This window comes from Ruegeria sp. YKSE079 (assembly GCF_059612845.1).
In genome coordinates this window covers 1-19,876 of sequence record NZ_JBXWRJ010000006.1, presented here as the reverse complement: position 1 = coordinate 19,876, position 19,876 = coordinate 1, and the positions used below count along the sequence as shown (strand labels likewise).

Genomic DNA, 19,876 nt, shown 5'->3' with positions numbered 1-19,876 from the left:
TGTTGCCTGTGGTCGGTCGTCAGGTCCCGATATACGTGCAGAAAGAACAGACTACCATTGTTGGACACGATTTGACTGCTGAGATGCAATTCGCCTTTGCATCCTCAAGCCAAATAAAGGACAACACACATAAAATACCGGCAAATTCTATCGAGGAAGCAGACTTGTCCGAAACTCGCCGCCCCGTTGCCTCTCTGTGGATCGGAGAGAGCCTTCACTATCTCAATCAGTTATGCCTGAAATCACACTTGCGTCACGGCCATCCGGTGACTCTGTATTGCACCGAAGACGTAGTCAATGCACCCGAAGGTGTCGAGATCAGGTCCGCTTCCGAGATTATGGATATCGATATGTCGGTGGTCGAAGCGACGTCCGCGTCATTTCTTTCGAACGTCTTCCGCTACAAGATGATCAAAAAGACAGGCGCCATCTGGATCGACTGCGACGCTTACTGCCACAAACCTTTTCCGGACGAATGGGAGTGGATCTTTGCCGGTCATGGGATGCGCGGTGCGCTGAACTGCGGGGTTGTCGGATTGCCGCAAGAGTGCGAGTTGATCGACCAACTTTTGGACTATTACGAGAACTTGCCAGATTATCCTGCTTGGTGGGGACAGAGCCAGCGCAAGAAGATGGACCGGCAAAAGGGTCAAGATCCCTTGGCTGTTCGCATTTACAAAACCGAACGCACGGCATTTGGTCCACAGGCATTTACGCATTACGCAAAACAAACCGGCGACTTTGATCGGGCAATGACGCCAGATGTGTTGTATCCTGTGCCGTTTCAACTGAACGATATCTTCTACGATCCGCATGGTAGAGTCGAAGGGTGGTTCACGGAAGATACCGTTTCCGTTCATCTTTACACAAATGGCACCAAACCCTGGTGGCGCAAACACGCGCCACTCAAGAACTCTTACGCTTGGCGCATGTGCCGCGAGGTCGGGATCGATCCGAAACAAACTCTAGGTGGGTGAGGAGGTCACGTCAGCCCCAGAAATTGTCCAATCATCTAGGAGTAACTCAGACATCGCCGTTTCAGCATGTGAACTCTAGCCGCGACGGCGACAACCCAGTACTACCTGATCTGCTCAGCCTGATCCCTCCGAATGAGCCGATCGGCACAGTGACTGCTGATGGCGCCTGCGACACACGCCGATGCCACAACGCCATCATCGAGCGCGACGCTGTTCGAATCTTTCCGATCCGCAAGAACGGGCGCTTGCTTAAGGAAGACTGTCCTGCGGCAATTGCCAGAAACAAAAAACCTGCGCGCAACGCTACATTACGGGCGGGCATTCTGGAAGCGCTGGACCGGATACCATGTCCGCAGCAGGATCGAGGCGAGGATGCGCCGCCTGAAGGCCTTCGGCGAGCGCATCGCGGCAAGAGACCCAAACCGCCAGACCGCAGAAATCCGCATCCTCATCGCCCTCATGAACCGCTTCAACGCCCTCAGAATCGCCGAGATCAAACGCGTGGCATGACGTCGGCGGGGTACGGGTCTTCACACCTCAAACGCGAGTTACGCAACAACGCCAGTCAGAGGACTGCACGACTTTTTGTTGACTAGCACAAAAGAGCCACGCTAGAGTACAGGTATGAACAGGTTTGAACATGATGACACAGGGATATCTCTGATCGGCGCATCCAAGTCGGTCAAGATTGCCCATCGTCTGGAAACGGATATCAGATCTGGTGCGCTCAGTCGGGGTGATCCGCTGGCCAGCGAAAGCGCACTTGTGAAGAGATTTTCGGTCAGTCGGAATACGATTCGCAAGAGCCTGGAAATTCTCAGCAATAAAGGCCTGATCACCACCAAGAGCGGTATCGGGTCCTTCGTTACCTTCGGCGGCAAGACAATTGATGATCGTTCCGGGTGGAGCGTTGCTCTTGCGTCGGGAGATATTCACCTGGAAACTCGCGTTCTGGTACTGGACCGTGGATCCATGGACATCCCCGATGCGCCCGTCGAAGCGGGTTCGGATTTTCTGGTCGTCGACCGATTGAGGTACCAGGTCCATACAAGACAGGGCGTGTCGCTGGAGCGCAGCCGGATTCCATGGCGGGACAGTTTCTCGCATGTTTTGGATACCGGGCTTAAGAAGGGGTCGTTGACTGAATTGCTTAGATCCAAAGGACTAGTGGTTGCGGGCGGGGACGAATGGGCCGGAGTATTGCCCGCACTTTCCGATATGGATGCCCGAGTCATGGGGCGTAATCCAGGTGAGCCAATGCTGCACTTACGCCGACTGACACGAGCCGCAGACGGGTCGATCATTGAATTTGTCGAAAGCATATTGGACCCAGTGATGTTCGGTCTGCACATGGAGTTCTAGTTGACAACAATGCCGGTAAGCTCTGACATTCAGTACGATCGCGCTTGTGGGGCTTTGGCCGGGATGGCGATTGGTGACGCGATGGGCATGCCGTCTCAGACACTGAGCCGTGCGGATATTCTTCGTCACTACGGTGTGATCTCAACTTTTATTGCTCCGTTCCCGGATCACCCGGTCTCGCACGGGCTCAAAGCAGCGCAGGTTACAGACGACACCGAACAGGCGTTGTTGCTGGCACTCAGACTGATTGAGGATGGTGGTCAACTAGACGAACACCGTTGGGCCAACGACCTCCTCGCATGGGAAGCCGATGTTCGCAAACGAGGGTTGCGCGATTTGCTGGGGCCGTCGTCCAAGGCTGCACTCGACGCAATCATTTCAGGCGCCTCTGCTGACGAGACCGGGCGCAATGGGACCACCAATGGCGCGTCGATGCGCATTGCACCAGTCGGTATTGCAACACGTATTGCACCTGAAGCCACCTTTCTGGATCGTGTCGAACTTGCCTGCCGAATGACCCATAACACTGGCGAAGCAATTGCCGCCGCTGCGGCCGTTGCAACAGTCATCAGTTGCGGCATCGACGGGATGTCATTTGACCGGGCCATAGCGCCGGCGTTACGCGCCGCCGAAGCGGGTCAAAGGCGCGGATATGCAGTTGGTGAAAACGCCATGGCCGAAAAGATCGCTTTGGCACTGGAAGCAGCAAAGGATGGACTTTCGTCCGAGGCCTTCGCCGAGCGTATTGGAACGTCCGTTGCCTCACACGAATCTGTGGCGGCAGCATTCGGTGTGGTTTTGCTGGCAAATTGTGACCCATGGGAAACTGCGAAAATTGCCGCGAATATCGGAGATGACACCGATACGATCGGTGCGATTGCCGGGGCAATGGCAGGTGCCTGTGTCGGGCAAAGCAGGATCACGCAATTCGCCATCGAAACGGTATTTGCGGCAAACGAGTTGCCGCTGGAACAAATTGCGCGAGATTTGTTGTCGCTGCGTGCCAATTGCGATGGCTCGGCGTTCGAAAATGCGGAGATGGTCCAATGACAAACCGGCTATTGCAAATGTCAGGTGTTGTCGCCGATCTTCTCTACGAGATCGATCATGTCCCTGCCGCGGGCGAAGAGGCGATCGTACGCGGCTTTTCGATCAAACCCGGCGGTGGCTTCAATGCCATGGTTGCCGCAAAGCGCACGGGTATGATGGTGTGTTATGGCGGAACCATCGGGTCGGGACCTTTTGCGCAGTTAGTCCGCGAAGGGCTGAACGCCGAAGGCATTCCGTTCTTGCGCAGCCAGGATCTGACGAGGGATCAAGGCTGTTGCAGCGTCCTGATCGACAGTGAGGGCGAACGCACCTTTGTCGCAAGCGATGGGGCCGAGGGGCACGTGACCACCGAGGACCTGGAACAGATTGGATTTGCCGAGTACGGGTGGACGTTGCTATCGGGCTACGCCCTTCATTATGCGGGTTCGCGTGCGGCCCTGCATCATTGGCTTCTGACGGAAGCCATTATTCCAAACCTGGTGTTTGATCCGTCCCCGGTCGTGGCGTCGATCCCACGCGAAATTCGCGACGTGGCTTTGGACCGGGCGTATTGGGTCAGCACAAATGCCCGCGAGGCCGCGATTCTGACCGGCTTGGGTGATCCGACCGAAGCCGCCCTTTCCATTGCGAAATCACGCCCGGCAGACGGCGGTTGCGTGGTGCGAAACGGATCCGAAGGGTGCCTTATCGCCACCGGTGACACCGTGGAACATGTCCCGCCCTACCGCGTCCGGGTTGTCGACACAAATGGTGCTGGAGACGCCCATATAGGCAGCTTCATCGCCCGCTTGTCTCTTGGCGACACGCCCTCACAAGCCGCCAGATATGCGAATGTGGCGGCGGCTATTTCAGCGACACAAAAAGGCCCGGCAACAACACCCAGCAGTGTGGTGGTTGCCGAGGCGCTTAATAAAAAAGAGGCCTGTTGATCGAGAGAATTCTCAATTGCGAATGACTGGGAGGTCAAAATGAACAAACATATCTTATTGGCTACAACCGCCGTCTTTGTTGGTACTGCCGCCATCGCCGATGAAATTCGGGTTCTGAACTGGCAGGGCTATGGCACCGATCTGGATTGGGCGGTCGAGGCATTCACCGATGCCAGCGGTCACACAGTTGTGCACGAGTACTTCAACTCGGAACAGGAAATGCTGACCAAGCTGCGCACCAACCCCGGCGCTTATGATGTCGTGCTGATCAACGCGGCATTTACACCGCAGGCGCAAGAAGAAGGTCTGATCGGGCCTGTCGATGTTGCACTGGTCGAAAATCTTGCGGACGTACCTGAAAACCTGAGCGGCAACCAGGACCTGAATGCCGGTGGGGCACTGCATGGAGTTCCATGGACCTGGGGTCTGACATCCTTTGCTGTCAATACCGGCGAGTTTGATGAGTTGCCGGACTCGATCGAAGTATTCTGGGACAAGGCGCATGAGGGCAAAGTCTCGATCCGCGACGATGCGCTGGAGGCGGTGCAATTCGCCGCTATTGCCACTGGTCAGGACATCAACAACATTGCCGATTTGGATGCCGTCGAGGCCAAGCTTGCCGAGTTGATGCCACAGATAAAAACCTATTGGGGATCCGAGAACGACTGGAACCAGTTCATGGCCGCCGGTGATTTGGATGTGGCGACTTTCTGGTCCGGATCGGCCAGCCGATCGATGGCTGCCGGTCTGCCGGTGCAGTTCATCGTGCCAAAAGAAGGGGCAATCGGCTGGCTGGACGGACTGTCTGTTCCCAACTCGTCCAACAAGAAAGAGGCAGCGCATGCCTTTATCAACTGGATGATCGACCCAGAATTCTACGTGAAATGGGCCGCTGATGGTGCTCCTGCATCGGCCAATGCCAAAGCGGCTGCGGCTCTGCCCGATGACGCCTTCAACAAACAGGTTCTCGGAGACCCCGAAGTTGTTGCCCGCGTTCAGTTCCAGCGCCCGGTCTCGGATGAGACTCGCGAGAAATACCTTGAACTGTGGCAAGGTCTAAAGGCCGCCCAATAAACTGCCAACTCTCAGGGGAGTGTTTCTGGATGTCCGATGTTCTTGCCAAACAGGAACGACTGAAGATCTTCAGCCTGCTCTCCCCTGCATATCTTTGGCTGACGGTGGCTATCTTCTTGCCACTGTCAGCCATGCTCTATTTCAGTTTCCTATCCGATGTACCGTTTGGTGATGGAGAGTGGTTCCATACGACGGAAAACTACCAGGCCTTTTTTCAAACTTCGACTTATGCCACGCTGTTATGGAAGTCGCTTAGGCTTGGTCTGACGGTGACCGCGATTTCTGTGCTGGTCGGGTTTCCCTGCGCCTATGTCTTAGCCAAGGCGATCAAGGGCCGGTCGCGCGAGGCGCTGTTTCTGCTGGTCATTCTGCCGTTCTGGTCCAACTCGCTCGTGCGCATCTTTTCCTGGGCCATTGTGTTACGCGGCAACGGTGTGCTGGATCTGGGCCTGAATGCTGTTTTTCCCTTCGAAGTGGATGTAAACTTGATGTTTTCGACCCCGGCCATCGTGATCGGGCTGGTACATTCCTATCTGCCCTATGTTATTCTGACTTCGTATCTGGCGCTTCAGGCCATTGACGACACTCTGATTGACGCTGCCCGATCCATGGGCGCGGGCAAACTGACCATCCTTTGGCGCATCATTCTGCCACTGTCTCTTCCCGGGTTGATGGCCGGAGCGGTGCTGATCTTTGTTCCGGTGGTTGGCTCGTTCATGGAACCCCGCATTCTGGGCGGTCGGGTTGGCACCTATTTCGGTACGGTGATTGAAGATCAATTCGTGGCTGTGTTCAACTGGCCGCTTGGGGCCGCTCTTTCCTTCATCCTGCTTGCCGTGGTGCTGTTGATCCTTGCCTTGGCAAGCCCGGTTCTGAAAAGGGCACAAACATGAGTGGCCGATTTCTGACAGTTTTGGGGAAGGTCTGGCTGGGGCTGATCCTGTTTTTCCTCTATGCTCCAATCATCGTTATGGCGATCATGTCCTTCAATGCCTCACCTTATTATCAACTACCGTTCGAGTTCTCGCTCAGGTGGTACGAGGATTTGTCTGGCAATGGTCAGATTATCGATGCCGCAGCTCGGTCAGTGCTGATCGCGCTTGTGACCACGGTTGTCGCGACAATTCTGGGCACCGCTGCATCTGTTGCCCTGTTCCGGTTCGACTTCCGGGGCAAGCGGTTCTTGCAGGTCATGCTGTTTCCACCCATCGCCATTCCGTGGCTGATCACCGGAACGGCGATGCTGATCTTCTTTTTTGGCGTTGGTCTCGGACGCGGCACCCCTTCCGTCATTATCGGCCATGTAGCGCTTGCCCTGCCCTACGTCATTGTTGTCGTCAGTGCTCGATTGGCCACATTTGATGCCACGCTGGAGGAAGCTGCGCGGTCGATGGGCGCCGACGCCTGGACGGTGACGCGCCGCGTGACTTTACCATGGATTTCTTCCGGCGTGATCGCAGGCGCGTTGTTCGCTTTTGCCGTCAGTTTTGACCAGTTTGTCGTCTCGTATTTCCTGTCAGAACCGGGTGACAGCACGCTACCGGTGCTGATCTACACGTCGATCCGCAAGGGATTCACACCAGAGATCAACGCGATTTCCACAATCATTATTGTTGTTTCCATGGCCGTGATGCTGTTTGCCGCGCGGTTCTCAAACTTCGGAGGAGAACGCTGATGGCCGAGGTTTCTGTCCAGAATGTCACCAAGTCATTCGGACCGCTCAAAGCGCTGAACGATGTAACGATGGATTTCCCTAATGGCGGCTTTTTTGCACTGCTCGGGCCATCGGGCAGCGGCAAGACCACGCTGCTGCGCGCCATTGCCGGTTTCATCTTCACTGACGCCGGATCGATCCGTATCGGCGATACATCGGTCGAACATATTCCGGTTGAAAAACGCGATATCGGCATGATGTTCCAGAATTATGCCCTGTTTCCCAATATGACCGTCGCAGACAATGTCGGGTTCGGGCTGCGTGTGCGCAAAGTCGGTGCGATCGAGGAACGCCGGCGCGTTGGCGAAGCGCTGGATTTGGTTCAGCTGGGCCAGCACGGAGACCGCAAACCGCATCAGCTGTCCGGTGGCCAGCGCCAGCGGGTCGCACTGGCCCGTGCCATAGTGACAAACCCCAAGGTTCTACTGCTCGACGAACCCTTATCGGCGCTGGACAAGTCGCTGCGCATCGACATGCAGATCGAACTGAAGCGTATTCAGCGCGAAATCGGCATCACCACCATATTCGTGACCCATGATCAGGAAGAGGCGCTGACCCTATCCGACAAGATCGGCATCCTTCGGCAGGGAGAGATGATCCAGGCCGGCGCTCCGCGCGAGGTTTACAGCAATCCAACGGATGTGTTCACCGCTGAGTTCTTGGGAGAGGCGAATTTTCTTTCGAAAGATGGTAAGGGGATTTTTAGAGTGGAAGGAGCGGACATCAAATTGCCGCCCGGAACTGCAGCAAATGCCACTTTGGCCGTTCGTCCCGAAAACATGAGCATTCTGGTGGACGAACCACAAGGGGACAACCTGTCAAAGATACCGGCAATTCTGGAACGTCGGATCTTTGCCGGGGCGATGGCAACCTGCATTGCGCGATGCGGAGGGCAGGTATTCAAAATAATCGCCCGCGATCAGGATATTCCCGAACTCAAGGAGGAGGCTCAGGTCTGGCTGAGCTGGGACCCCGAGAAGACAATTGTCGTTCCCGGTTAGGGGTTCAGTGAACTGATGTAAACTAAGGGTATTGCCAAGTTGTACAGGCTGAGTGATCCAGCTATGTCGCGCTAATGAACATCCCACCGATCATGCCATGCCTTAGAGGCTTTCGTTTTCATCGTGAGATCATTGCTTATGCGGCTTGGGCTTACCATCGCTTTGCGTTGAGCACAGCTGACGTCGAGGGTCTGTTGGCTGCGCGGGGCGTTATCGTCAGCCGGGAAGCAGTTCGGCTGTGGGTCAATCGCTTTGGTCTACACTTTGCAGATTGCATCAAGCGGGATCGTCCACAGCCGAATGACAAGTGGCACATGGACGAAGTCGTGATCATGATCCGTGGCAAGAAGCACTGGTTGTGGCATGCGATCGCCGCCAATGGCGACGTGCTCGACATTCTCGTGCAAACTCGCCGAAATGCCAAAGCTGCAAAGCGCTTCTTCAGAGGGCTGGTTGCCAAATTCGGCGAACCCAGAGTCGTCATCCCCCCTCTCGTGACATTGCATTCGCAATGCACTGCCGGACAATGGATAAACTATGCAGCTATATCAAACCGATGAAAACACTGGCGCCGGACGCTGACCATCGTACCCACAAAGGTCTCAACAACGCGATCGAAGTCTCGCACTGACCAACCCGCAAAAGAGAGAAGCTATTCGGCAAGTTCAAGTCTCACCTGCAGGCTCAGAGATTTCTGTCCGCGCATGACCAAATCAACCTGATCTTCCGTCCCCGCCGATATCAACTCAACGCAAACTCATACCGCCACGCTCGTTCCGACGCCTTCAACCTCTGGAACGATTGCACTGCGGAAATGACAGCCTGAACCTGCCTTCGCCAATACCTTACATGCTTAGGTCAATAACTTGGCAATACCATCCGATCAGGCGGTAGCTCCTTTCAAGCGAATGACTGTGCCCAGGCTCCCGGCGCAAATACCGACGACAATTGCGATCCCCAGATCGACGGTATCAACACGAGAAAACTGGAAACCTGCAAAAACCAGCGTCTCGGCAATACCAACAACGCCACCCATGACAGCACCTAACCAAAGTTGTCGGGTCATCATCCCCAGCGCCAGGCCCAGAACGCCCGGCAAGCTGAGGATATTGCTACCGATGTCTCCCAAAATTTCTAACATGTCTCGCCCCTTCTCAGTCTGTCCGCGTGTCCAGATATGACTTGATCTGGTCGCTTTCCGCCGAAGCTTGTTGATGGATCAATCCGCCAGTTTCCGAGTTCAAAACTTCAGTAACCTTCTGGTACTCCTCAAGATAGCCGGGCGGAAGATTGTGAGCGATGCCTTGGTGGCAGTCGATGCAAGTCATGCTGTTGTCGATTGCGCGTTGGTGTTCCGAGGCGGCGCGGGTTTCCTGGATGGTGAAATCCATATAGTCGAAGTCATGGCAGTTCCGGCATTCCCGGCTGTCCGACGCCTTCATCTTCTTCCACACGGCAGACGCCATGCTCAAACGGTGATCTTCGTATTTTTCGGGCGTGCTTATCGTTCCGGCCAATTCGTGATAGACGTCTTTGACCGCCATGACTTTAGCCTTGATCTTGTGGCTCCACTCGTCCGGCACATGGCAGTCCGAGCAAATTGCGCGCACACCGGAGTGGTTGTTGTAGTGGACCGTCTCGCGATATTCGCCCAGGTTGGTTTCCATCGTGTGACACGACGTACAGAATTCCTCGGTATTGGTCAGTTCCAGCGTCCAGTGAAAGCCGCCCCAGAACAAGATACCTGCCAAAAAGCCGGCAAGGATCAGAAAGCCCGAGCTGAACATGACGGCCGGTGTCCAGAACCCGTTCCATAGACGGCGGATCCAACCGCGTTTTTCAGGGGAGTCTGCCATTTCAGTGCTCCTTTCAATCTTGCGTTGGATTAGTTGTCTGAGGACGGCTGAAAGACATTGTCAACCAACGCCGGAGCATCTGCTTGCGGCACATGACACTGGTTGCAGAAGTAGCGTGTGCCTGCAATCCGATCCAACTCGTTGCCCTCGCGGTCCAGATAATGGGTCATCGACAAGGTTGGGGCGTTTCGTTCGCCAGCCTTGGTCCAGTCATGACAGGCTAGACATTGGTTGGTGCGTAGGTCGATCTGGTATTGCTCAACCGAGTGCGGGATCAACGGCGGTTGCTGGCGATAGTTGCGCTGAATGCGCCCTTCGACATTGCGATGGACCTGATCAAGTGGAACCGGTTCGTTGACATCGGCGCCGCGCAATGTGTCGACCGACTGTGCCAGAGCATATCCGAGACTTCCAACGAGGGCTGCGACCGCGAGGGCGCTTGTAAGTGCTAAGGTTTTCATTGAGTTTCTCCGTTTCTTGCTTAGGCCGCGCGACCGGCCTCGGATGGGTTGTGTTTCTGGTTGCGCCGCTTTGGACGGGCCGGGCTTGGCCTGGGGTCGAAGCGATGGGTGAATTGAAAGACGTCGGGCGCGCAGACATCGATGCAGCGACCGCAATTCGTGCAATCCGGGCTGAGGATCAGAGGGGTCGAATCTTCATCTCCTCTCAGAGCGGGCGTGATAACCTGCATTTCAGGACACACGGCAAAACAGTCCATGCAATCGTCGCATGCGGCACGGTTTAGTGCTGATACCCGCAACAATGATTGCGCTCCCAGCAGCCCATAAAATGCACCGACGGGACAAAGGTGACCACACCATCCGCGGCGGGACACGATCAGGTCAAAGACAAAAACCGCAATGACGAATGCCCAGGCAAATCCTATGCCAAAGATAAGACCGCGATGCAGCATCGAGACTGGATTTACCAATTCCCATGCAATCGTGCCGGTGGCGAGCGACACCGCAAGCACCATGGCGAGCACATAGTATTTCGTGCTTCGCTTGGGCTGCCAGCCCTTTTGAAGCCCAAGGCGATCATGCAACCAATGCGCGGCGTCGGTCACAGGATTGATCGGGCACACCCAACTGCAATAGACGCGGCCACCGATCAGTGCATAAACGGTGCCGACAACTAGCGCGCCGACCAGTGCAGTTGCCTCGGGCCAGTGAAATGCGAGCATCGACTGGACGGTCACGAACGGGTCGGTTAGCGGCAACACATCAAAGGTCAGCGAACTTGCGAGGTTTCCCTTTACCCACCAGATGCCGAACCATGGCCCCATCAAAAAGATATACAGGAAGAAAAACTGTGCCGTTCGCCGCAATAGAAGGTATTTGTGCGCGTTCAACCAGCCTTTTTCGGCTATGGCCTCGTGGCCAACGGGGCTTTGAGTTCTTTCGCTCATTGCCCTGCCCCCTCGGCGCCCGGAATTGAAAAACTGGGTTTGAACCCGCCTTCCATGCTGGGGTCTGGGATCGGTTCGGACAGATAGCCGCCCGGCGCCACAAGGTTGTCGGTGCCTGGCCCCGGCAGGCGGTCCGGTAGGTCGATCAGGTCATCAACCAGCGGATTTTGTTCTTCCCAACCCAGTCTGTAGTGTTCGGCAGATTCAGCGGTTGCCAACCGACGCGGCAATACCTTGATCGCCGCTTCTTCCGGTAGCACACAGGCTTTTTCGCATTTTCCGCAGCCCGTGCACGCGTCCGAGTGGACAACCGGCATGAAAATGGCGTGATGCCCGGATCGCTCGTTGTGTCGAACCTCCAGCGTGATCGCCTTATCGATCACGGGACAGACGCGATAGCAAACATCACAGCGCAGACCCAACGCATTCAGGCACCGTTCTGTGTCGATCAGAACAGCAAGGCCCATATCCGCGTCGTCAATATCGGCGAGTTCCTTGTCGAGCGCACCTGTCGGGCAGGCGGCAACACAGGGAATGTCTTCACACATCTCGCAGGGCACATCGCGGGCAATAAAAAATGGAGTACCTGTCGCGGCCCCGTCGACGCCAAGTTCGGCTAGTTTCAGCGTGTCATAGGGACAGTCCCGGACACATAAACCACAACGGATACACGCGGCCAGGAAGTCTTTCTCTGCCAAAGCGCCGGGCGGGCGCAGCGCCTGTGCCGGAAGCGCGCCGGCGTCCGTAGCCAGATAGGTCAGGCCAAGCCCACACACCGCGCAACCCGCAGTCGCACGGGCAGCATCCTGCAAAAAGCGGCGCCGGTCCACAGACCTGAGTTGACGGTTGGAATTGGCGGGCATGACCCTGTCCCTTGCTTTCGGTCGTTAGACGGAGCGCTTATGCGCGCTCCACCTTGCAGGCACATTTTTTGAAATCGGTCTCCTTCGAGATCGGGCAAGTGGCGTCCAGCGTCAACTTGTTGATCAACTGGCCTTCGTCGAACCACGGAACGAACACGACCCCGCGCGGCGGCTTGTTGCGACCACGGGTTTCGACCCGGCTTTGCATATCGCCACGGCGGGACGAGATGGTGATCTCCTGCCCACGCCGCAAGCCGCGATCCTTGGCATCGTCAGGGTGCATATACACCACCGCCGATGGGAACGACCGGTGCAGTTCCGGCACCCGGCGGGTCATCGAACCGGAGTGCCAATGCTCCAGCACGCGACCGGTCACGAGCCATAGGTCGAATTCTTCATCCGGCATTTCCGCTGCAGGCTCGTAAGGCGCGAAGATGATGTTCGCCTTGCCGTCCGGCTTGCCGTAGAATTGAACGCCCTTGCCCTTTTCGACATAGGGGTCATACCCCTCGCGGAAGCGATAGAGTGTTTCCTTTCCATCCACCACAGGCCAGCGCAGACCGCGAGCCTGGTGGTATGTGTCAAAATCAGCGAGGTCATGCGCCTTGCCGCGGCCGAAATCGGCGTATTCTTCGAACAGACCTTTCTGCACGTAGAAACCAAAATGCTTGGACTCGTCGTTGTTGAAACCTTCGGCGGTTTCTGTCAGCGGATATTTGTTGACCTTGCCATTCTCGTACAGGATTTCATACAAGGTCTTGCCGCGATACTCGGGCTTCGCCGTCACCAACTCTTCCGGCCACACTTCTTCGACCTTGAAGCGTTTTGAGAATTCCATGACCTGCCAGACGTCCGAACGTGCCTCACCCGGTGCATCCACCTGCTGGCGCCAGAACTGGGTCCGGCGCTCAGCGTTGCCATAGGCGCCTTCCTTTTCCACCCACATCGCAGTCGGCAGGATCAGGTCGGCGGCAAGCGCTGTGACGGTCGGATAAGGATCGGAAACGACTATGAAGTTGTCCGGGTTACGGTAGCCCGGCAGCCCTTCTTCCAGCATGTTGGGGGCGGCCTGCATGTTGTTTGTGCATTGTACCCAATAGGCGTTCAGTTCCCCGTCCTTGAGCATGCGATGCTGCAACACGGCGTGATAGCCCGGCTTTTCCGGAATAGTGCCTTTGGGCAGGCCCCACTTGGCCTCAGCGATGTCGCGGTGCTTTTCGTTCATGACCACCATGTCCGCGGGCAGGCGGTGGGCAAAGGTTCCGACTTCACGCGCTGTGCCACAAGCCGAAGGTTGACCGGTCAACGAGAAGGGGGAGTTGCCTGGCTCGGAGATTTTTCCGACCAGAAGGTGCACGTTGTACATCAGGGAGTTCACCCACGACCCGCGAGTGTGCTGGTTGAAGCCCATGGTCCACAAGCTCATCACCTTGCGGTTCGGATCAGCGTATTGTTGCGCCAATTGCTCCAGCTTTCCTGCTGGGACTCCCGACAATTCCGAAACTCTTTCCACGGTGTATTCGCTGACGGCTTCGGCATATTCCTCGAAACTGATTGGCGTAAGCGCACCGTGCTTGCCTTCATGTGACGGGTTCGCCGCGGCCTGTTCCAGTTCATGTGTTGGGCGCAGGCCATAACCGATATCGGTTGCTGTTTTGGTAATGTTGACGTGGTTCTTGACGAATTCTTCGTTCACCGCGCCGTTCTGGATGATGTAGTTGGCGATATAGTTCAGGATCGCCAGGTCGGTTTGCGGTGCAAAAATCATGCCGTTGTCGGCCAGCTCGAACGACCGGTGTTCGAATGTCGACAAGACGTGAACCTGACAGCCCGGTTTGGTAAGGCGGGTGTCGGTCAAACGCGACCACAGGATCGGGTGCATCTCGGCCATGTTCGATCCCCAAAGCACGAAGGTATCGGCGTGCTCAAGATCGTCATAACAGCCCATCGGCTCGTCAATGCCAAATGTACGCATGAAACCTGCCACTGCGGATGCCATGCAGTGACGCGCGTTCGGGTCAATGTTGTTCGAACGCAGGCCGGCTTTCATGAACTTGGCGGCGGCATATCCTTCCCAAACCGTCCACTGTCCGGAACCGAACATGCCGACACTGGTCGGCCCTTTCTTGGCTAGTGCCTCTTTCCACTTCTCGGCCATAATGTCGAAAGCTTCGTCCCAGCTCACAGGCTCAAACTCGCCTTCCTTGTCGAACACACCGTTAGATTTGCGCAAAAGCGGCGTGGTCAAGCGGTCCTGCCCATACATGATCTTGGACAGGAAATAACCCTTGATACAGTTGAGGCCGCGGTTCACCGGTGCTTCGGGATCTCCTTGAGTTGCGACCACGCGGCCATCTTTGACGCCAACCAGAACGGAACAACCTGTCCCACAAAAACGGCAAGCGGCCTTGTCCCAGCGGATATCCGGGCTCGGAAGTTGCGCCGCTGCCTTTTCCGGCAGGGTAATGCCAGCCGCCGAAGCGGTGGCAAGGGCAGCACTTGTTTTCAAAAACGCACGGCGGGATGCGGAAGCGGTCATCGATATGGTCTCCCAGTGTTCAGTGTTGGGTCTGTGAAGCGCTGTCAGATTCAAGCTCTTCAAAATGGTGATAAGTCAGCGTGACATTCAACACGCCGGGAATTTGGTGCAGGGCCATGATCTGATCCGAGGCCCGTTGGGTTTCGGTATCCTCGATGGTGACCACCACACGTCCGTCTTCATGCGCATGCACCTCGCCCCCTTCAGTCGCATCGATTGCTTCAATGACGCTTCGGGTCATGGCTGGCATGGTATGCACAAGGCAGCCGCAGATGTTTGTCATTGGCGGTTCTCCTGGCCGGTTTGAGAATGGACAAGCGAAATTGCGTCAGCCGGGCACGCCGAGACGCAAGCGCCGCATCCTGTACAGGACGCATCGTCGATCAACGGCTCGGCGCTGCCGCCGACACGTAGCTGGAACCGGATCGCGGATAGTTCGCAATGATCCTGGCATATACGGCAATTCACGCGGTTAAGCGACAAGCAGGTGTCGGATATCGCGACCCGCCATGGCCACTCCATATCCGGTTTAAGTGCACCCGGTTTGCAGGCATCGACGCACTCGCCGCAAAACGTGCAGGACCTGCGGCTGACGTCAACAACGGGAAACCCGTTTTCACCTGCTGTGATAATCGCTTGTGGACAAACCGCCGCGCAATTGCCGCAGCGCGTGCACGCCTCCAAAAACGCCATATCGGCCCCAGCGCCAAAAGGGCGCGGAACAGGCGCGGAGTTCATACTTCCGCGCAGAAAATTGCGTCTCGTCGCGTGGCTGGTCATTGTCTTCGGCTCGCGCCAGATTGGCTCTGCAATCGTCTCTTACTCTGCCAGCATGTGCCAAACTTTGACCGAGATCAACTGATTGGGGTGTGTCGCAATCTTTGTACGAAGGCCGACGAGGATTTACTACGGGGCTTTGGCGATCAACGTCCGGCAAGTCAGCAAGTGAATGGCCACTGAAATAGTCCCGTGTCGACGTTGTGTTGAGAACATAATTCCCTTTCGACACGGTTACAGTGGCGATGATGACGCGCGGTATGGACGCGGCGAACAGTTATCTTTTCAGCGCTGCCGATCAGGAGGAGCGTTCCCCGGCGCGGCAGGTAAGAATCGATTGCGCTTGCAGAGGGACGCAGTCCGACATGTGGTGATGCCGCGTGTTGGCACACAAATTCGGAATGGGCATTTAGTCTACGGTACCCCGTCAATAGTGCAAATTGACAATTTGACTGTTCCCTTTTGGCCGCGCGTTTTCGGGATCAAACTGGCAAAGCGGACCTACGATTGCCTTGGTGACTTCACCCGAAAGCAACACTTCCACTTCCGTAAGCACGCCTGCATATGCCGGGTCAACGTAGGCCATGGCGAGGTTTCTGCCAGTGCGGTAGCCCCACGCGGATGAAGTAATCGACCCGATTGGCGCGCCATTCACAAATACGCCTTCACCCGGTTGTGCTGGTCCGTTGTCATCGTGGATTTCAAGCATGACCCGTACTTTGCGATTTCCGATACTCATCTGCTCAAGAAGCCCGGACTTTCCGGGGAAATCCTTGGACAAGTCGACAAAACGATGCAGCGCCGCCTCAATCGGATTGAATTCGGTGATAAAGTCACCCTTCCAATGGCCATGACCTTTTTCCAGTCGCATCGAGTCAATTGCAAACATACCGAAATGCGACAGGCCGAATGCTGCACCGACTCTGGTCAGAATATCATACGCGGGGTAGAGTTGCGTGTTGGGGATATGCAATTCGAACGCTTGCTCTCCCGAGTAGCTGATCGCGATGGCCAAAGCCTCGATATATCCGATAAAGACACGCTGCGCGCTTAACCACGGAAAATCGGCTTGACCCCATTTTGTGCGCGGCGACGCTACAGCCAACAAATCACGGGCTTTTGGGCCAGCAATCACAATCATTGTGTGCGTGTTGGTGCGACTCTCGATACAAATATCTGATGCTTTGGGCAAACGTTCGGTCAACCAATCCATATCGTGATACTCAGCCGCGGCAGCAGAACCATAAAACACGCTCCCATCTGACAAAGGTACAATCGTGGCCTCGCCTGCGATATTGCCCTTTGATGTCAGGAAGTAACACAAACTGGCCTTTCCGATCTTTTCTGAAACCCTGGAGCAGGTCAGACTACTCAACCAATCCAGCGCGCCGGCTCCAGTGATGCGGTAGTGGTTGAAACCTGAAAGCTCTGCCAGTCCGACGTTGGTACATAGCGCCTCGATTTCACGCCCCACAATATCGTGCCAGTTCTGAAAAGAATAACCGTATGAAGTTTTGAAAGCTGGGTCCTGTTTATAGAACTCTGCCCGCTCCCAGCCATTTACGACACCAAATTCCGCACCTTTGGCCTTCAGCACCGGATAAAGTGGTGACGCCTTGGCCGGGCGACCGGCCGGGCGATGCTCGTGCGGCAGATGCCAGCGGAATTCGTGCTGGTAATCCTCGATGGATTTCAGCGCAGTAAACTCAGTGTTGGCAAAACTAGTGAGACGGCGCGGGTCGAGTTGCCAAGTATCCCATTCCGTTTCCCCGTGCACCATCATCTGTGCGAGCATTTTGCCATAGCCACCGCCTTCGCCAATGCCCACGCGCAGTCCGTTCATCGACCAGCAATTTCGGAGGCCTGGTTGCTTTCCGACCAGTGGCCCTGCATCCGAGGCATAGGTGATTGGCCCGTTCACCACCGACTTTATGCCAACATCTTTCAAACACGGAAGGCGGTCAAAAATCGGCTCCATCTTCGGCAAGAGACGATCCAGATCATCCGGGCAAAGCGCATTGACGAAATCAGGATCAATTCCGTCCATCCCGAATGTCTTACAGTCATGTTCATAGATTCCGACAAGAAGGCCATTCTTTTCTTGTCGCATATAAAAAGTGTCACGCGGACAGCGCACCATAGGGACGCGCGTCTCGCGCTCAACCAGTTCAGGGATGTCTTCGGTGACGAAGTACATGTGCTCCATCGCAATGACTGGATACGCGATCCCCATCAATGCACCGACCTCATTGGCGCGATAACCCGCAGCAACCACGATATGCTCGGCGGTGATCGTGCCCTTGCCTGTTGTCACTAACCATTCACCGTTAGGCTTTTGTTTCAAGGCAGTTACGGGGGCGTTGCGGTGAATCATTGCGCCCGCCTTTCGCGACCGGGCCGCCATGGCTTGACACAGCTGCGCCGGGTCGATGTCGCCGTCGCGTTCATCCCACATCGCAGCAAGGACACCATCAGTGTTCAGCAAAGGATTGCGCCGCTTTGCTTCAGCCGCATCCAGCAGATCAAATTCAATACCCAGCCCCTTGGCCACCGACATGATGTGAAGCACTTCATCCACATGAGTTGGGTTGGTCAGGAGGCGCATACCACCTGTTCCATGGTGATAGTTGATTGGATATGCCGGATCGTCAGCCAGTTCCTTATAAAGCTTGATTGTGTAGTCTCGCAGGAGCAGCAGCAGCTGGTTGAACGCCACGCTGGGACATTGCGCCGCCGAATGCCACGTTGTGCCGCTGGTCAACTCGTTTCGTTCCAGCAAGACAGTATCGGTCCAACCTTCCAGACAAAGGTGGTAAAGCGCCGACAGTCCACCGACACCTCCTCCAATAACAACCACACGAGCATGGCTTTGCACAAGTTATCTCCAGTACTTCTAAGTTTACTAACAAATATCCGCCAAATACTCTCGACTACAAAACAGGATTTATGGAATAAGTATGCCGAAAATAGTGAGTAACGAGCCGGCATGGATTGGACAAAACTGTCCGTCGCCAGGGATTTTGGGACAGATGGCGGCCTGAGCTAAGCGAGGGTCTGGTCGCGCCCGAAGTAGACATCGGTCGGGGTTAGGTTTTGTGGGCTCTCGTGATATCGTCGATGGGGTATTGCCAAGTTATTTGATGCGATGCGCAAAATGTTGTCTCGCAGCCATCAGGCTGCCATCTCAGCAGTGTGTTTGACGTCAGCGCCAATGGGACAGTTTAGGTTGATTTGATAAGGGAGGGTTTCTGGCTCATCGTAACCATCAAGGAGTGGAGATGAGACAGAAACCCGGAACCAAGCAGAGCCACGGCGAGAAGGTCGTCAAGGACATCCGTCGAGCGGCCCGCAAACAGTATTCGGCCGAAGAGAAGATCAGGATCGTGCTGGACGGCCTCAAGGGCGAGGACAGCATTGCCGAACTGTGTCGCCGAGAGGGTATTGCCCAGAGCCTGTATTACAGCTGGTCCAAGGAGTTCCTCGAGGCTGGGAAGAAGCGCCTGGCGGGCGACACGGCGCGTGCGGCAACGTCGAGCGAGGTCAAGGATCTGCGCCGTGAGGCCCGCGATCTGAAAGAAGTCGTGGCCGAACAGGCGCTGGAATTGCGGCTGCTCAAAAAAAGCATGATCGCGGATGGGGGCGACGACGAATGAGGTATCCCGCATCCGAGAAACTGGAGATCATCCGCCTGGTCGAAGGATCGCATCTGCCGACCAAGCGCACGCTGGACAAGCTCGGCATCCCCAGAACGACCTTCTATCGCTGGTATGATCGATATCTCGCTGGCGGCCCCGAGGCGCTTGAGGATCGCAGCCCCAGGCCGTCACGAGTCTGGAACCGCATTCCCGAGCCTGTTCGCGAGAAGATCAAGAACCTAGCCCTGCTGGAAAGCGATCTGTCGCCGCGCGAGTTGGCCGTGCAGTTCACCGACACGGAAAAGTATTTTGTATCAGAAGCTTCCGTGTATCGCATCCTCAAGTCCTACGACCTGATCACCAGTCCGGCTTACGTGGTTCTGTCGGCGGCCGACGAGTTCAAGGACAAGACCACGAGACCGAACCAGCTTTGGCAAACCGACTTCACCTACCTGAAGGTCATCGGCTGGGGCTGGTTCTATCTCTCGACGATCCTCGATGACCACAGCCGCTACATCATCGCGTGGAAACTCTGCACGACGATGAAAGCCGGCGACGTGACCGACACGCTGGACATGGCGCTGCAAGCCTCCGGCTGCGATAGGGCAACGGTCCTGCACAAGCCACGGCTGCTATCGGACAATGGCGCCAGTTACATCTCGGGCGAACTGGCCGACTGGTTGGAGCACCG

General features: G+C 55.9%; 17 protein-coding genes and 3 pseudogenes. 11 read left to right on the top strand and 9 right to left on the bottom strand.

All coding sequences use genetic code 11. The features are described 5' to 3' along the window. Positions 1-164: 164 nt before the first annotated feature. The 10 genes and pseudogenes from AC2FMY_RS06970 to AC2FMY_RS06925 all read left to right on the top strand — a co-directional run bounded on the left by AC2FMY_RS06970 (position 165) and on the right by AC2FMY_RS06925 (position 8,933). On the top strand, positions 165-977 hold the full coding sequence (locus AC2FMY_RS06970; RefSeq protein WP_496745237.1) for a glycosyltransferase family 32 protein: 813 nt from the start codon (positions 165-167) through the stop codon (positions 975-977). 77 nt (positions 978-1,054) lie between these two features. After that, positions 1,055-1,487: pseudogene (locus tag AC2FMY_RS06965) on the top strand (transposase); the annotation flags it as partial. Between the two features lie 114 nt (positions 1,488-1,601). Continuing rightward, positions 1,602-2,339 carry a GntR family transcriptional regulator gene (locus AC2FMY_RS06960; protein ID WP_480750821.1) on the top strand — a complete coding sequence of 246 codons (738 nt, stop codon included), beginning with the start codon at positions 1,602-1,604 and terminating at the stop codon, positions 2,337-2,339. A gap of 9 nt (positions 2,340-2,348) precedes the next feature. Continuing rightward, positions 2,349-3,389, top strand: coding sequence for an ADP-ribosylglycohydrolase family protein (locus AC2FMY_RS06955; RefSeq protein WP_496745280.1), 1,041 nt, complete (start codon positions 2,349-2,351; stop codon positions 3,387-3,389). Beyond that, positions 3,386-4,318, top strand: coding sequence for a PfkB family carbohydrate kinase (locus tag AC2FMY_RS06950; RefSeq protein WP_496807169.1), 933 nt, complete (start codon positions 3,386-3,388; stop codon positions 4,316-4,318). The genes AC2FMY_RS06955 and AC2FMY_RS06950 overlap by 4 nt, the downstream gene beginning before the upstream one ends. 39 nt (positions 4,319-4,357) lie before the next feature. Beyond that, on the top strand, positions 4,358-5,392 hold the full coding sequence (locus AC2FMY_RS06945) for an ABC transporter substrate-binding protein (protein WP_496807168.1): 1,035 nt from the start codon (positions 4,358-4,360) through the stop codon (positions 5,390-5,392). A 29-nt stretch (positions 5,393-5,421) separates the two neighbouring features. Beyond that, entirely contained in the window at positions 5,422-6,285 is an 864-nt protein-coding gene (locus tag AC2FMY_RS06940) for an ABC transporter permease (RefSeq protein ID WP_496807167.1), read from the top strand. Further along, positions 6,282-7,067, top strand: coding sequence for an ABC transporter permease (locus tag AC2FMY_RS06935; protein WP_480750825.1), 786 nt, complete (start codon positions 6,282-6,284; stop codon positions 7,065-7,067). The genes AC2FMY_RS06940 and AC2FMY_RS06935 overlap by 4 nt, the downstream gene beginning before the upstream one ends. Next, a complete protein-coding gene (locus AC2FMY_RS06930; RefSeq protein ID WP_496745229.1) occupies positions 7,067-8,107 on the top strand; it encodes an ABC transporter ATP-binding protein in 1,041 nt (346 codons plus the stop codon). The genes AC2FMY_RS06935 and AC2FMY_RS06930 overlap by 1 nt, the downstream gene beginning before the upstream one ends. A gap of 74 nt (positions 8,108-8,181) precedes the next feature. Beyond that, a pseudogene (locus AC2FMY_RS06925) lies at positions 8,182-8,933 on the top strand (IS6 family transposase). Between the two features lie 57 nt (positions 8,934-8,990). Here the strand turns inward: AC2FMY_RS06925 and AC2FMY_RS06920 are convergent. The 9 genes from AC2FMY_RS06920 to AC2FMY_RS06880 all read right to left on the bottom strand — a co-directional run bounded on the left by AC2FMY_RS06920 (position 8,991) and on the right by AC2FMY_RS06880 (position 18,425). Then, positions 8,991-9,248, bottom strand: coding sequence for a hypothetical protein (locus AC2FMY_RS06920; protein WP_480750827.1), 258 nt, complete (start codon positions 9,246-9,248; stop codon positions 8,991-8,993). Positions 9,249-9,261: 13 nt separating this feature from the next. Beyond that, positions 9,262-9,963, bottom strand: a complete 702-nt coding sequence (locus tag AC2FMY_RS06915; protein WP_480750828.1) for a NapC/NirT family cytochrome c — start codon at positions 9,961-9,963, stop codon at positions 9,262-9,264. 29 nt (positions 9,964-9,992) lie between these two features. Beyond that, entirely contained in the window at positions 9,993-10,424 is a 432-nt protein-coding gene (locus tag AC2FMY_RS06910; RefSeq protein ID WP_480750829.1) for a nitrate reductase cytochrome c-type subunit, read from the bottom strand. 20 nt (positions 10,425-10,444) lie between these two features. Next, complete coding sequence (napH, locus tag AC2FMY_RS06905) at positions 10,445-11,371, bottom strand: quinol dehydrogenase ferredoxin subunit NapH (RefSeq protein WP_496745226.1); 927 nt, start codon at positions 11,369-11,371, stop codon at positions 10,445-10,447. Beyond that, a complete protein-coding gene (gene napG, locus AC2FMY_RS06900) occupies positions 11,368-12,234 on the bottom strand; it encodes a ferredoxin-type protein NapG (protein ID WP_496745225.1) in 867 nt (288 codons plus the stop codon). The genes napH and napG overlap by 4 nt, the downstream gene beginning before the upstream one ends. A gap of 37 nt (positions 12,235-12,271) precedes the next feature. Continuing rightward, positions 12,272-14,773, bottom strand: coding sequence for a nitrate reductase catalytic subunit NapA (napA, locus tag AC2FMY_RS06895; RefSeq protein WP_496745224.1), 2,502 nt, complete (start codon positions 14,771-14,773; stop codon positions 12,272-12,274). 19 nt (positions 14,774-14,792) lie between these two features. After that, positions 14,793-15,056, bottom strand: coding sequence for a chaperone NapD (locus AC2FMY_RS06890; protein ID WP_480750833.1), 264 nt, complete (start codon positions 15,054-15,056; stop codon positions 14,793-14,795). Continuing rightward, entirely contained in the window at positions 15,053-15,466 is a 414-nt protein-coding gene (gene napF / locus AC2FMY_RS06885; protein WP_496745279.1) for a ferredoxin-type protein NapF, read from the bottom strand. Before napF ends, AC2FMY_RS06890 begins: the two co-directional genes overlap by 4 nt. Positions 15,467-15,977: 511 nt before the next feature. Next, a complete protein-coding gene (locus AC2FMY_RS06880) occupies positions 15,978-18,425 on the bottom strand; it encodes a GcvT family protein (protein ID WP_496745223.1) in 2,448 nt (815 codons plus the stop codon). A 403-nt stretch (positions 18,426-18,828) separates the two neighbouring features. Between AC2FMY_RS06880 and AC2FMY_RS06875 the strand changes: the two are divergent. Then, a pseudogene (locus AC2FMY_RS06875) lies at positions 18,829-19,876 on the top strand (IS3 family transposase); the annotation flags it as partial.